Source organism: Demequina sp., assembly GCA_024707205.1.
Taxonomy (GTDB): Bacteria; Actinomycetota; Actinomycetes; order Actinomycetales; family Demequinaceae; genus Demequina.
The window spans coordinates 470400-482792 of the sequence record JANQAD010000001.1; the positions used below are offsets into that span (position 1 = coordinate 470400).

At 68.5% G+C, this 12393-nt stretch carries 17 protein-coding genes; 7 read left to right on the plus strand and 10 right to left on the minus strand.

Translation table 11 applies throughout. The annotated features are described in order from the left end of the window. The first annotated feature begins 52 nt into the window (after positions 1–52). Positions 53–1108, plus strand: coding sequence for a sugar ABC transporter permease (locus tag NVV57_02395; GenBank protein ID MCR6711599.1), 1056 nt, complete (start codon positions 53–55; stop codon positions 1106–1108). Beyond that, complete coding sequence (locus NVV57_02400; GenBank protein MCR6711600.1) at positions 1105–2043, plus strand: carbohydrate ABC transporter permease; 939 nt, start codon at positions 1105–1107, stop codon at positions 2041–2043. Before NVV57_02395 ends, NVV57_02400 begins: the two co-directional genes overlap by 4 nt. Before the next feature lie 239 nt (positions 2044–2282). Here NVV57_02400 and NVV57_02405 read toward each other — a convergent pair whose 3' ends face one another. The 7 genes from NVV57_02405 to NVV57_02435 are packed head-to-tail and all read right to left on the minus strand — an operon-like array spanning position 2283 to position 6762. Next, positions 2283–2744: a pilus assembly protein TadG-related protein gene (locus tag NVV57_02405; protein ID MCR6711601.1), complete on the minus strand. Its 462-nt coding sequence runs from the start codon at positions 2742–2744 to the stop codon at positions 2283–2285. Continuing rightward, the gene (locus NVV57_02410) at positions 2741–3202 is read right to left on the minus strand and encodes a pilus assembly protein (GenBank protein MCR6711602.1); all 462 of its coding nucleotides are present in this window, start codon (positions 3200–3202) and stop codon (positions 2741–2743) included. The genes NVV57_02405 and NVV57_02410 overlap by 4 nt, the downstream gene beginning before the upstream one ends. Continuing rightward, positions 3195–3599, minus strand: coding sequence for a pilus assembly protein (locus tag NVV57_02415; protein ID MCR6711603.1), 405 nt, complete (start codon positions 3597–3599; stop codon positions 3195–3197). The genes NVV57_02410 and NVV57_02415 overlap by 8 nt, the downstream gene beginning before the upstream one ends. Then, positions 3559–3723, minus strand: coding sequence for a hypothetical protein (locus tag NVV57_02420; protein ID MCR6711604.1), 165 nt, complete (start codon positions 3721–3723; stop codon positions 3559–3561). The genes NVV57_02415 and NVV57_02420 overlap by 41 nt, the downstream gene beginning before the upstream one ends. 18 nt (positions 3724–3741) lie before the next feature. Further along, positions 3742–4659, minus strand: coding sequence for a type II secretion system F family protein (locus tag NVV57_02425; GenBank protein MCR6711605.1), 918 nt, complete (start codon positions 4657–4659; stop codon positions 3742–3744). Continuing rightward, positions 4656–5516 (minus strand): type II secretion system F family protein, encoded by an 861-nt coding sequence (locus NVV57_02430; protein ID MCR6711606.1) that lies wholly within the window; start codon positions 5514–5516, stop codon positions 4656–4658. The genes NVV57_02425 and NVV57_02430 overlap by 4 nt, the downstream gene beginning before the upstream one ends. Before the next feature lies 1 nt (position 5517). Then, positions 5518–6762, minus strand: a complete 1245-nt coding sequence (locus NVV57_02435; GenBank protein ID MCR6711607.1) for an ATPase, T2SS/T4P/T4SS family — start codon at positions 6760–6762, stop codon at positions 5518–5520. A 74-nt stretch (positions 6763–6836) separates the two neighbouring features. Between NVV57_02435 and NVV57_02440 the strand changes: the two genes are divergently transcribed. Beyond that, positions 6837–7514 carry an SOS response-associated peptidase gene (locus tag NVV57_02440; protein MCR6711608.1) on the plus strand — a complete coding sequence of 226 codons (678 nt, stop codon included), beginning with the start codon at positions 6837–6839 and terminating at the stop codon, positions 7512–7514. Here NVV57_02440 and NVV57_02445 read toward each other — a convergent pair. Further along, the gene (locus NVV57_02445; protein MCR6711609.1) at positions 7511–7978 is read right to left on the minus strand and encodes a hypothetical protein; all 468 of its coding nucleotides are present in this window, start codon (positions 7976–7978) and stop codon (positions 7511–7513) included. The two genes, NVV57_02440 and NVV57_02445, sit on opposite strands and share 4 nt — an antisense overlap. Before the next feature lie 56 nt (positions 7979–8034). After that, on the minus strand, positions 8035–8898 hold the full coding sequence (locus tag NVV57_02450) for a biotin--[acetyl-CoA-carboxylase] ligase (protein MCR6711610.1): 864 nt from the start codon (positions 8896–8898) through the stop codon (positions 8035–8037). A 36-nt stretch (positions 8899–8934) separates the two neighbouring features. On the opposite strand from NVV57_02450, the gene NVV57_02455 reads away from it, so the two are divergent. The 3 genes from NVV57_02455 to NVV57_02465 are packed head-to-tail and all read left to right on the plus strand — an operon-like array spanning position 8935 to position 11454. After that, entirely contained in the window at positions 8935–10518 is a 1584-nt protein-coding gene (locus NVV57_02455; protein MCR6711611.1) for an acyl-CoA carboxylase subunit beta, read from the plus strand. Continuing rightward, positions 10515–10787 carry an acyl-CoA carboxylase subunit epsilon gene (locus NVV57_02460; protein MCR6711612.1) on the plus strand — a complete coding sequence of 91 codons (273 nt, stop codon included), beginning with the start codon at positions 10515–10517 and terminating at the stop codon, positions 10785–10787. The genes NVV57_02455 and NVV57_02460 overlap by 4 nt, the downstream gene beginning before the upstream one ends. A 49-nt stretch (positions 10788–10836) precedes the next feature. Then, entirely contained in the window at positions 10837–11454 is a 618-nt protein-coding gene (locus NVV57_02465) for a YdcF family protein (protein MCR6711613.1), read from the plus strand. On the opposite strand, the gene NVV57_02470 is transcribed toward NVV57_02465, so the two are convergent. Beyond that, positions 11451–11816, minus strand: a complete 366-nt coding sequence (locus NVV57_02470; protein ID MCR6711614.1) for a DoxX family protein — start codon at positions 11814–11816, stop codon at positions 11451–11453. The two genes, NVV57_02465 and NVV57_02470, sit on opposite strands and share 4 nt — an antisense overlap. An 81-nt stretch (positions 11817–11897) precedes the next feature. Here NVV57_02470 and NVV57_02475 point away from each other — a divergent pair, with 81 nt between their 5' ends. After that, the gene (locus NVV57_02475) at positions 11898–12383 is read left to right on the plus strand and encodes a MarR family transcriptional regulator (protein ID MCR6711615.1); all 486 of its coding nucleotides are present in this window, start codon (positions 11898–11900) and stop codon (positions 12381–12383) included. Positions 12384–12393 lie beyond the last annotated feature (10 nt).

Sequence of the window (12393 nt, forward strand, 5' to 3'; positions counted from 1 at the left end):
TGGCGAGCACTAACATCGGATTGCGAGCATTCATTACCAATGGAGGTAGCACATGTCCGCCAATAGCGTCGAGGCTCCACAGGCCAACGCTGCAGGCACGGACGGCGCACCGGACGCACCGCGTCGCTCTCGTGGACCTAAGTCGTCCATCTGGGCCCGGTTCGACCACGCCGTCGTCCCCTACGTTCTGATTTCCCCGTTCTTCATACTCTTCGTCGCGTTCGGCATCTTCCCGATCGTCTACAGCGGTCTGATCTCTTTCCAGACGTTCCGCTTCGAGTACCCGGTGAGCCGCGACGGCACATCCACCAACCTGTTCACGCAGCGTTGGGTTGGACTCCAGAACTTCGAGAAGACCCTGACGGCCTTCGACTTCTGGCAGGCCATGTTCAACACGTTCGGCCTGTTCATCCTCTCGGCGGTGCCGCAGCTGATCCTGGCGCTCATTCTCGCCGCGCTGCTCAACCGCAGGCTGAGGGCGCAGTCGGTGTTCCGCGTGGGCATCCTCGTGCCCTACATCACGCCGATCGTCGCCTCGTCCATCGTGTTCTCCACGTTCTTCGCCAAGGAGGGCGGCCAGGCCAACTGGATCCTGAGCATCTTCAACGTGCAGTCCACATACGGTGGCAACACGATCGACGGCATCGACTGGCGACAAGAGCGATGGTCCTCATGGCTCGCGCTCGTCATCATGATCGACTGGAAGTGGACCGGCTACAACGCCCTGCTGTACTTGGCGGCGATGCAGTCCATCCCCAAGGACGTCTACGAGGCCGCGGCGCTTGACGGCGCCGGCGCCTGGCGCCAGCTGTGGTCCATCACCGTCCCGATGATCCGCCCCATGGTGATCTTCACGGTGGTGCTATCGACCATCGGCTCCCTGCAACTCTTCGCCGAGCCGGTGCAGTTCGACATAAATCCGGCGTCCGGAGACGGTGGCGGCAACTCGCACATCTGGAGAACAGTCTCGCAACTCATCTGGCACACAGGCTGGGGCGACAATAACTTCGGCTACGCGGGCGCCATGTCATGGATCCTGTTCATCGTCGTCGTCATCGTCGCCGCCATGAACGGCTGGCTGTCCAACAAGATCGGAGGCCGCAAGTGAGCGCCCCTACCCTTGATGCGCCCGAGGCTCCTCAAGCCGAGGTCAAGCAGAACAGCCCGGCCCTCCTTGGACGTTCGCCCCAGGACACCCCCGCAGGCTGGGTCAACTACGTGCTCCTGTCGTTCGTGCTGCTCATCGGCTTCTGGCCGGTGTACTGGGCGGGCATCATCTCCACGTGGAAGGAAGACAAGGTCTACGTAGACGGCTTCCCCACGTGGAAGCCGGGACCGTACTTCTCCTTCAACTGGAACCTCATCAACGGAGGCAGCGAGCCGTCGTACCCCTCGTACGACTCGGTGAACTTCCTCAGGTCCGCGGCGAACTCGCTCGTCGTGGTCGCCGTGGTGGTCGCAGGCACGCTGTTCTTCTGCTCGCTCGCCGGCTTCGCGTTCGCGAAGCTCCGCTTCCGCGGCCGCGACCCGCTGTTCTACTTCGTGGTGCTGACGCTCACGATTCCCGCACAGCTGGGCATCGTGGGTCTGTACCAGATCATGGACAAGATCGGCTGGATCGGCACCCTGTTCGCGGTGACGGTACCGTCGCTGGTCTCGGCGTTCGGCGTCTTCTATATGCGCCAGTTCATCGAGGACGCGATCCCGGACGAGATCATCGAGTCCGCCACCGTTGACGGAGCCTCCACGTTCCGCGTCTACACCGCGATCGTGCTTCCCACGCTGCGCCCAGCGCTCGGCGTGCTCGGCCTCATCGCGGCGGTTGGCGCCTGGAACGAGTACGTGTGGGCGCTGGTCGCGGTCGGCGGCTCCACGTGGCAGACCATCGGCCCCGCGCTGCACAACCTCCGTGCTGGCTCGGTGCCGAAGACCTCCATTATTCTGACGGGCTCGTTCCTTGCGACGATCCCGGTCATCATCCTGCTGTTCATCGCGGGACGTCAGATTGTGCGAGGCATCATGGACGGCGCCGTCAAGGCGTAGTTCTACCTCTCACGGAAGGGCGGTCCCGGGCAACCGGGGCCGCCCTTCTGCTGTGTCCGGACCTCCCGGCTATCATCCTGCGCGAGCGCGGCGAGTCGCAGGGCCCGAACCCGCAGCGCGCTCTTCAGCGCCTGGAATGGGCTCTGAGTGCGTCCAACTCGCGTTTTCGCGACACTGAGACACCATTCCAGCGGCAGGCGGCAGGCGGCCGGGCGCAGTTGCGGTCAGCGGCCCGACGCTCAGTAGGCCCTCGCGCTCGACGTCGCCGTAAGCGTCACCCCGTCCGCGAAGGGCAGCAGCGCGTCTATCCCGAACAGCGGGTGCACCCGGGTACGCACGGTGACGGTGGCGGTGAAGTCGTCGTCCGTCGTTGCCTCCACCACTTCCGTTGGCGGCAGCCCCGCCCGCGCTGATGCAGCGTCGACCCGCGCCCGAGCGGCGCGCTCCACCTCCACCTCGGCGAGGCCCACCACTCCCTCGTCACTGGGCGCCTCAAGCGTGCCGTTGTAGTAGCCCGCAACGTCAAGTGAGTCTGCGGCGTCGAGCGCGAGCTCGTCCGCGACGTGCGTGAGCCGCATGCGCTGCAGGTGCACTTGCGTGGCTGCGGCCACAACCAGCACCAGGAGCAGCGCGAGAACCACAAAGCCGAGCGTGAGCAGCATGATCGTGCCCTCGTCGTCTTTCAGCCGGTCTCGTCTCACGGGAGGTACCCGTCCACTGGCGAGGAGCCCGAGGAACTGACGCTGACCAGGGCGCGCGGCACGAGCGCCCCGATTCCCGGGAGGGCGACACGAACCGTGACATCCACGGTGACGTCGGATCCGGGCGTGAGGCACGGGGTGGCGTCACATGCCAGCTCGACCTCCGCGTCGTCCTGGTCTAGATGGAAGTCTGTGAGCGTCGTCTCCACTGCGGCCGCGGCCCGCTCCCGAGCGGCGTTCTCCGCTCGCGAGTACGAGGCGCCGTCGTGCAGCGCATCGATTCCTCCCACCACCGCGGCCCTGCTCGCATCGCGCGCTACGGCCTCGGCCGCGAACGCGGCGGACTGCACCGCCGCAAGGGTGAGCACCAGATACACGATGGGCACGAGCAGCACGACTGAGAGAAACACAAACTCGACGACGGCGCTGCCCTCGTCAGACCGCCACCGATCACCCATCGCCGCCCTCCATGATCGCGTGCGCCGTGACGGTCATGCTGCCCACGCCGAACATGCCGAGCACCGGCACCGGAGCGGTCAGCGTCACCTCCACGAGTTCGCCGTCGCCCGACTCGACGCTGCGAGCCTCGGCGGCCACGTCCAGGCCGCCGAGTGCCGCCGAGGCAAGCTGTGATGCCCGTGCGGCGCCGTCGGAGGGTGAGAGGTCGGCGAGCGCGCCAACGTGCGCGCCTTCGGAGGCTGACGACAGCAGGATGTTGCGCACGTGCAGGGTGAGCGTGAGCTGGAACAGCCCCGCCGCAAGAATCACGAGGAGCGCGCCGACGAGCACGAACTCGACGACCGCGCTTCCCTCGTCAGCCGCCCGTGACGGAGTCGATCGCGGTGTTGAAAACATCGGCAAGCGCGGGCCCGGCGAGGGCCCAAATCGCGGCCACAAGCCCCGCCGTCATCAACGTGATCAGCACCCAGCCGGGCACGTCGCCTCGGTCGTCTGCCAGCACCTTTCGGACACCCCTCATGGGTTCCCCTCCTCTGTCTTAACTACTCAATCGGATTGCAACGAGCCCCGGGTAGATCGCGAACACGATCGTCACCGGGAGAATTAGAAAGACCACTGGCACGAGCATCAGGATCTCCCGCTTGCCCCCTTGCTCCATGAGCTGCTCGCGCCCGGCGACGCGGGCGTCGTGCGCCTGGGCGCGCAGCACGGCGGCCAGGGGCGTCCCCAGATCGAGTGCCGCGACAATGCCGTCGACGAACCGCTGCAGCGGCTGGGCCCCCGTGCGGGTCGCCATGGCGTGCAGGGCGCGGGACAGCGGCTCTCCGGATCGCGCGTCGGCAAGAACGCGGCGCAGCTCCTCCGGTAGGGCGCCTGACGTTGAGCGCGCCACCCGCTCGAGCGCGGCCCGCGCACCTTCCCCGGCGGTGACGGAGAGCGCGAGGAGGTCGGCGATCGTCGGAAGTTCCGCGACGATGCGGGCAACGCGGCGCGCTGCGGCGCGCGACAGCCAAGCGTCTCGCGCGAGCGCCCCGCCCACCGCGGCGGCGCCGACGAGTATGAGCAGCGTCGGGAGCGGGGCACCGCGCGCCACACGCAGCGACGTCGCGGCCACGAACCCTCCCGCAAGACCGACCGCGCCCCAGGCCACTTGTTGCGCGCGGAACTGCTCCACGGTGAGCCGAGAGCCGCTCCGCTCGAGCCTCAGGCGGACGTCGGCCGCAGATGAGCCCCAGCGTTCGAGGACGCGTCCCGCATCCCGCACCACGGGCGCGACGAGCCGCGCCACGGCGAACCTCTGCCCCGCCGCGTGATCGGCCCACGCTCGCCCGTCCGCGGGCCGAACGTAGGGGGCGAGCCTCGCGTCAAGCGACGGTCGACGGGCTGCAATCCATGACCAGATGAGCGCGAGTCCGGTCGCAAGTGCGAGCGCCGCGAGGATCCCAAGGGCGGTCATCGCAGCACCCTCGCCTCGTCTGGGAGGCGGCCGATCGACACCATCAGTCGGTAGGCGAACGCGGTGGCGATCGCCCCGGCGGCAAGCACGGTCGCTCCAGCGGCGGAGTTGTACGCCTCCACGCCCCCGGGCCTCGTCGCGAGGAGGGCGAGCACGACCCACGGTGCGGCTACCGCGAGGCGGGCCGCGTTCACGGTCCAGCTCTGGCGCGCCTCGAGCTCCCCACGGGCCCGCGCATCGTCGCGCAGGAACTCGCTGAGCGTGCGCAACATGGTGCCGACGTCCGTACCGCCAACCTCCCGCGTGACACGGAGCGCCTCGACGATGCGATCAGCGATGGGGTCCGCGAGCCGGTTCTTGAGCGCGTCCAGCGACTCACTGAATCGGCCGGTCGCACGGAAGTCCTCGGCGAACGAGGCAAAGGCGGGCCGCAGCTCATCCGGTCCGCGCGTGCCCAGCTGCGCCACCGCCTGCGGCAACGACAGGCCGGCCCTTATGCCGCCCGCGAGGTGGTCCACAGCGTCGGGCCATGCGGCGCGAGTGGCGCGCACCCTGGCGCGCGAGCGAGAGGTGACGAGCGCGAAGGGCGCGCGAGCGGCCATGACGGCAAAGCACAACGCCACAACCGGGGCGCGTGTCAGCCCTGCTACCACCAGGAAGACGAGAACGGCACCCACCGCGGCGACCGTGACGAGGGCCGCGGGCGTGACACCCGGCGCTCCCGCTCGCGTGAGGCGGTCCTGCGTGCGGGACGTCCACCCATCGGCGCGGCGCGGGGCCGACGCTGTTGGCGCCCAGCAGCTCGTCCACACCAGGAACAGTCCCAGCCCCAACGTGAGCCCGATAAGAAGCGACACGTCACACCGCCAGCAGTTCGGTGAGGCGGTATCCGTTCCGCGCGAAGCGCTCCTGGTGGGGCGGGTAGCCCTCGGCGCGCTGCAGTCCGTTGCCACGGTTGATGAAGAGCTGCTCGAGTTCGACGACGCCGGACTCCACGCGGCCAGGAACAGCGACGATCTCGGTGACCCTGCGTCGGCCCCGCGCGTCGAGCGCAAGGTGCACGACGATGTCGATGGCCGACGCCACGGTGGGAACCACGAAGCGATCGGAGACGTTCTCGCCAGCCAGCAGCGGCAGCGTGCACATCTTGACCACGGCGTCGCGCGCGGAGTTGGCGTGGATGGTGCACATGCCGGGGATTCCGGCGTTGAGGGCGATGAGCATGTCCAGACTCTCTGCCTCGCGCACCTCGCCGATGATGATGCGGCTGGGGCGCATGCGCAGCGCCTCCTTGACCAGGCGGCGCAGGTCGATCTCGCCGGTTCCCTCAAGCGAGGGCTGACGGCATTGGAGCCCAACGACATCCCGGTGCGCGAGGCTGAGCTCGAACACCTCCTCGCATGTGATGATGCGCTCGCGGGCGGGGATGGAACCCGCGAGCGCACCGAGCGTGGTGGTCTTTCCGGCCTGCGTGCCGCCGGCCACGAGGACGTTGAGCCCGCACGCGACGGCCGCATCGAGGAAGCGCGCCGCCTGTTCCGTGATGGTCCCGAGCGCGACCAGGTCGCCAACGTTGTTGGCGCGCGCGACGTACTTGCGGATGTTGACGCTCCAGTACTCGCGCGTCACGTCCGGGATGACTGCGTGGAGCCTCTCGCCTCCGGGGAGCGAGGCATCGACGAACGGCGAACTCAGGTCGAGCCTCCGCCCCGAGAGCTTGAGCATGTGCTCCACGAGGTCGCGCACCTGCGCGTCCGTGAGGATGGTGGGGGTAAGCTCGCTCACCCCGCGGCGCGCCACAAACACCTGCGATGGCCGGTTGATCCAGATCTCCTCGACCTCGGGGTCGTCGAGGTACTGCTGGAGCGGTCCGAGCCCCGAGACGTTCGAGAGCACGGCGCGCGCAGCGTCGGCCCTGTTGGCGACCGGCACCACAGTGCCGGCGAGCGCCTGCTTGTCCCAATCGGCGAGAACCTCGTCTACCAGGAGCCTTACCGTGGCGGCGTCGCGCACGGGATCTACCCCGCGTCGGCGAATCTCCTCGCGCACGCGGGTCTCGACCGTGGCGATCGGGTCTCCCCCATGCGGAGAACGTAGCGGCATGGGGGCATGCCCGCAACAGGAATTGTGGATAACTCGCCCGACCGTCTGTCACACCTCCGTGCCACGATGGGGGGATGTGCGGCCGCTACGCGAACTTCCTCACCGAGCAGGAGCTCGTCGACGCGTTCGCCATCGCCACCATCGCCGACGACGCTCGCCTGCTCCCGCCCAACTTCAACCTGGGCCCCATGCAGCAGGGCATCATCATTCGCCAGCGGCCCGACGGCCGGGAGGCCGAGCTTGCCAAGTGGGGTTTGGTGCCTGGCTGGGCAAAGGACCCCGGGGTCGGTGTGCGCGCGTTCAACGCGCGCGCGGAGACGATCGCCGAGAAGCCGACGTTCAAGAACGCCTTCGCCAAGCGGCGCTGCATCGTGCCCGCCAACGGCTACTTCGAGTGGCAGGTGACCGAAGACCGCAAGGTCCCGCAGTTCATCCACCCCGCGGACGGCTCTCCCTTGGCCTTCGCCGGGCTCACCGAGGTGTGGCGGCCCTCCAAGGACGACCCGTGGCTCGTGACCTTCTCTATTGTCACCACGGAAGCGCGCGGCGAGATGAAGCAGATCCACGACCGTGAGCCGGTCATGCTGACGCGAGACGACGTCGACGTCTGGCTGGACCCGGAGTCAACTCAGGACGACCTCTTCGCGGCGATCGCCGATCCCGCCCCCGAACTCACGTGGCACGCCGTCGATAAGCGCGTTGGCAACGTGCGCAACAACGACGAGGGCCTGATCGAGCCTGCGGAGGGCTAGACCTCCAGGTTGAAACCGCCGGTCAGCTGGATCAGCAGCACGTAGAGCACCGGCAGCATCGCGAGCACATAGAACACCCAGGAGATGATCGTCCAGCTCACGCTGCGGACGTCAAGCAGCAGCCGCGCAACCGCGGCGGCGATTCCGGGGATGAGCAGCCAGAGCAGCAGCCCGCCGCTCGCGTTGCCGCCGAATCCATAAAGCCCCACCGCGACCACACCCCACGCGAGCCCGTAGTAGCCGAATGTCAGCACGGCCTTCCTGGTGCTGCGCCACGTGCGCTTGTCGATCCACCGGCCCAACGTGAACGCGAAGACGGGCAGCACTACGACAATCGCGACCGCGTAGTAGATGGACCCGAGCGCCACCCAGGTCAGGTCCGCCCAGTCGCCGTTGTCCGCCTCTGGGCCAAGAAAGAGGCTGAGAATCCACAGCGGCGCGAAGATCGCGGTCGTGTTCCTCACGCTCACCCAGGCTCGCCGCGCCGAGCCGATCCGCTCAATGGACGGCGCCGGCTCCCTCACGCGCGCCCCTGCGTCGATGAACGGCGCACCCGCACATCCCCCGCGAGCACCTCCTGGTCGCCGTTGGCAGTCCTCACCAAGAGCCCGCCCGACGCTGTGAGGGCTATGGCGGTTCCGTTCACTGGCGAGCCGGCCGGCACATCGACGGCCACCTCCCAGCCCAGGGTTGCACAGGCGTCGGTCACCATCGCGGGGATGTCGTCGCCGCGCTCCCACGCGGCGACCGCGTCCCTGAGCTCGGCGGCAAGCGCACGGAGAAGAGCCACACGGTCAAGTGATGAGGCCCCAAGCGTTGCCAGCGACGCCGCGTGCGGCACCGGCAGCTCGGCGGCGTCCTGCGACACGTTGATGCCGATACCAGCGACGATGGCGTCCTGTCCGGGAACCGTCTCGCACAGGATGCCGACGACTTTGCGCCACCGGCCCCACTCGGGGATGTCCCGCGCTCCGTGCTCTACCACCACGTCGTTGGGCCACTTGAGGAACGCGCCAACGCCCATCCGACGCAGCGCGCGCACCGTGGCGAGGCCCACCACGAGCGGCGCCCAGCCATAGTCGGAGCGAGATACGGCGGGCCGCAGCACATAGGAGCCGGTGAGGGCCGCGCGGTCTGGCGTCGCCCACGACCGGCCCGCCCTTCCCCGCCCGGCCGTCTGATGGTCGGCGACGTAGCCGCTCAGGTGACCCCACCCGTCGGGCCGGCTGGTGACGTAACCGAGAAGAGCGGTGTTGGTCGAGGGAGAGGTGGCCACGATGTCCAGGCGGGACAGCGGGCGGCCGGGGCCGACGACGTCGTCGAAGTCCGCGCGCGACAGCGGCGCGCGAGAAGCCGCAATCGCTGCGGGCGTGGCCTCACTCACGGGGCTAGGCTATCTGCCAGCCACCAAGGGAGTGACGTGTCCGAACCCCGAAAGACCACCGCAGCCGCCCTTGAGCAGTTGCGCGAGAAGACCGACGCCGCCGTAACCACCCCGGAGGCGACCGCCAAGGAGAAGCAGCACGCTCGCGGCAAGAAGACCGCCCGCGAGCGCGTGGACGCCCTGCTCGACGAGGGCTCGTTCGTGGAGTTGGACCGACTCACCCGTCACCGCTCGCAGAACTTCGGGCTCGAGAAGAACCGCCCGTTCGGCGACGGCGTGGTCACCGGCTACGGCACCATCGACGGCCGCCAGGTGGCCGTGTACTCGCAGGACTTCACCGTGTTCGGCGGCTCGCTGGGCGAGGTGCACGGGCAGAAGATCGCCAAGATCCAGGACTTCGCGCTGCGCACCGGAGTGCCCTTGATTGGGATCTCCGACGGCGGCGGCGCGCGCATTCAGGAGGGCGTCGCGGCGCTCACGCAGTTCGCGGAGATCTTCCGCCGCAACGTGGCGTCCAGCGGCGTGATCCCGCAGATCTCAATCATCCTGGGGCCCAGCGCGGGCGGCGCGGTGTACTCCCCCGCGCTCACGGACTTCATCGTGATGGCGGACGGCACGTCGCAGATGTTCATCACGGGGCCGGACGTGATCAAGGCCGTCACGGGCGAGGAGGTCACGTTCGAGGAGCTCGGCGGCGGACAGACGCACAACGTCAAGTCCGGCGTGGCTCACTACCTCGCCTCAGACGAGGACGACGCGATCAATTACGTACAGCACCTGCTGCAGTTCCTCCCGCAGAACAACCTGAGCGATCCGCCCGCGTGGTCGCTTGAGGCGGACCTCGAGCCCACAGAGACCGACACTGCCCTCAACACTCTGGTGCCGGACAGCGACAACCAGCCGTACGACATGAAGGACGTCATCTCCGCGGTGCTCGACGAGGGGGACTTCTTCGAGATCCAGCCGCTCTTCGCTCCCAACATCGTGGTGGGATTCGGTCACGTCGAGGGCCACTCGGTCGGCATCGTCGCGAACCAGCCGCTGTCGATGGCGGGCACGCTGGACATCTCGGCCGCCGAGAAGGCCGCCCGCTTTGTGCGCACGTGCGACGCCTTCAACATCCCCGTGCTCACGTTCGTGGACGTCCCCGGCTTCCTGCCCGGCACCGATCAGGAGTACCAGGGCATCATCCGCCGCGGCGCCAAGCTGATCTTCGCCTACGCGGAGGCCACGGTTCCGCTCGTCACCGTCATTACGCGCAAGGCCTACGGCGGCGCCTACATCGTCATGGCGTCCAAGCAGCTGGGCGCGGACGTGAACCTCGCGTGGCCAACCGCGCAGATCGCGGTGATGGGCGCCGGGGGTGCGGTGAACATCCTGCAGCGGCGCGCGCTCGCCGCGGTCGCCGACGAGGGCGGAGACGTCGAGGCCCGCCGCTCGGAGCTGGTGTCCGAATACGAAGACGCGATCGTCAACCCCTACGACGCGGCCGACCGCGGCTACGTCGACGCCGTCATCGAGCCCTCGGAGACGCGAGCCCAGGTGGTGCGCGCGCTTCGCGCCCTGCGCACCAAGCGCGCCTCGCTGCCCCCCAAGAAGCACGGAAACATCCCGCTGTGAGCGACCGCGGGTTTCCGAACGGAGCCGGGGCCGACGCTGTGCTCGCCGCCGCGGCCGCGCTCAAGATCGTGCGGGGCTCAGTTGACGAGGAGGAGCTCGCGGCGCTTCTCGCTGGGGTGATCGCGGTCGCGGGCTCCGGCGAAGACGATTTTGAGACGCCCGGCCACCCCGCCTCAGCCTGGATGGACCGGACGCGCACGATGCGTGGGCGGCGGCTGATGCTGCCGCTCGGTCGGGGGGATTCGGCGTGGCGGAACTCGCTGCGCTAGTTCCGCAGCGGGCTGCTTCCCGCACGTGGGCGCCGCGTAGGGTCAAGGGGTGAGCAACCGGTCCCTTGCCGTCGTGACCGCCGCCGCCCTGGGCGGCGCGGCCGTCGCCGTCGTGACGCCCGCGCTCACCGCGCGATTGGCGACCGTCGGCACCCGCCACCCCATAGCGTCGGGCAACTTCCACCACGCCGACGCTGCGCTCGTCTTGGGTGCGCGCGTGTGGGCGGACGGGCGGCCGTCGCGCTTCCTGCGCGAGCGCGTGGTGACCGGTGTGCGGCTGTACCGCAGCGGACTCGTGGATCGCCTCATCATGAGCGGCGCGGAGTTTGACTCGTCAGGCTACGGCGAGCCCGCGGTCATGCGGCGGGTGGCGGAGGCGGCCGGAGTGCCGCCAGAGGCGATCGTCGCGGATGGGCTTGGCGTGGACACCTATTCGAGCTGCATCCGCGCGCGAGACGAGTTCGGGGTCCACTCGGTGATCGTCGCCACGCAGGAGTTCCACGTGCCGCGGGCCGTGTGGCTGTGTGAGCGGCTCGGGCTGGACGCGCAGGGCGCCTATCCCCCGCCGATCCTCACGGAGCACACCGTCCGGGGCCACATCAGGGAACTGGGCGCCACTGGGAAGGCGATGATCGACCTCGCGCGAGGGCGCGATCCGCAGGGCTAGACCCAGACGAGGAACCCAAGCACCGCTGCCGCGAGCGCGAGCAGCCCCAGGATCACGTTCACGATGACCGGTTCGCCGAGTTTGCGGTGGGCCCGGATCGCGCCGATCATGACGATGGCCAACCCCACGGCGGCCACGGGCGCGAGCCACTCCGCGATCCCCGTGAGCGGCGGCACGATGACGCCGATCGCGCCAAGAACCTCGGCGGTGCCGATGCCCCGCACGGCGGACTGAGAGTACAAGTCCGTCCAGTTCATTCCCGACGCCTTGAGCTTCTCCTTGGGCGTGACGATCTTGAACGTCCCGGCGAAGAGGAACGCGGCTGCGACCACACCAGCGACTATCCAGTACGTGATCTGCATGGAACAATCTCCCCTTAGTTGACGTTTCAAGTACAACGGTAGTCCATGGTTGCTTGAAGGGTCAAACGATAGGATGTGCGGATGAAGACGGCGGCGATCGGCGAGCGGGAGCGCATCCTGTGGGCGCGCTACAACGCGCTTCTCACGACCGTTCCGGGCATGATCGACGAGCGCATGCGCGCGGCTACGGGCTTGTCCCGCTTCCAGTTCATGCTCCTCGAGACGCTCGCCAACGACCCCGGGGGCCAGGTTCAGCTCGCCGACGTCGCTCGGGCTGCGGACTCCTCGCTCTCCCGACTCAGCCACGCGATAACCCGGCTCGAGGAAGCGGGGCTCGTGGAGCGTCGGGCCTGTGAAAGCGACCGGCGCGCCTCCTGGGCGGTCCTCACGCCCGCCGGCTCCAAAGCGGTGGCCGACGCTCGCGACGCCCACGCGGCCGTCATGCGCGAGGTGCTCCTCGACAGGATTCCTGAGGACCACCACGAGGCGGCGATCTCCTTTCTCACCTCGCTTCTGCCCGACGATGTGGCCGGGGCGTGCGAACGGGTGGACGGGGTCGCTGGGTAGGTTTGGCTGT

Coding starts and splice junctions, on each gene's coding strand:
- NVV57_02395 (MCR6711599.1), top strand. CDS start 53: ATGTCCGCCAATAGCGTCGAGGCTCCACAGGCCAACGCTGCAGGCACG.
- NVV57_02410 (MCR6711602.1), bottom strand. CDS start 3,202: ATGGGTGATCGGTGGCGGTCTGACGAGGGCAGCGCCGTCGTCGAGTTT.
- NVV57_02415 (MCR6711603.1), bottom strand. CDS start 3,599: ATGTTTTCAACACCGCGATCGACTCCGTCACGGGCGGCTGACGAGGGA.
- NVV57_02420 (MCR6711604.1), bottom strand. CDS start 3,723: ATGAGGGGTGTCCGAAAGGTGCTGGCAGACGACCGAGGCGACGTGCCC.
- NVV57_02425 (MCR6711605.1), bottom strand. CDS start 4,659: ATGACCGCCCTTGGGATCCTCGCGGCGCTCGCACTTGCGACCGGACTC.
- NVV57_02435 (MCR6711607.1), bottom strand. CDS start 6,762: ATGCCGCTACGTTCTCCGCATGGGGGAGACCCGATCGCCACGGTCGAG.
- NVV57_02440 (MCR6711608.1), top strand. CDS start 6,837: ATGTGCGGCCGCTACGCGAACTTCCTCACCGAGCAGGAGCTCGTCGAC.
- NVV57_02470 (MCR6711614.1), bottom strand. CDS start 11,816: ATGCAGATCACGTACTGGATAGTCGCTGGTGTGGTCGCAGCCGCGTTC.
- NVV57_02475 (MCR6711615.1), top strand. CDS start 11,898: ATGAAGACGGCGGCGATCGGCGAGCGGGAGCGCATCCTGTGGGCGCGC.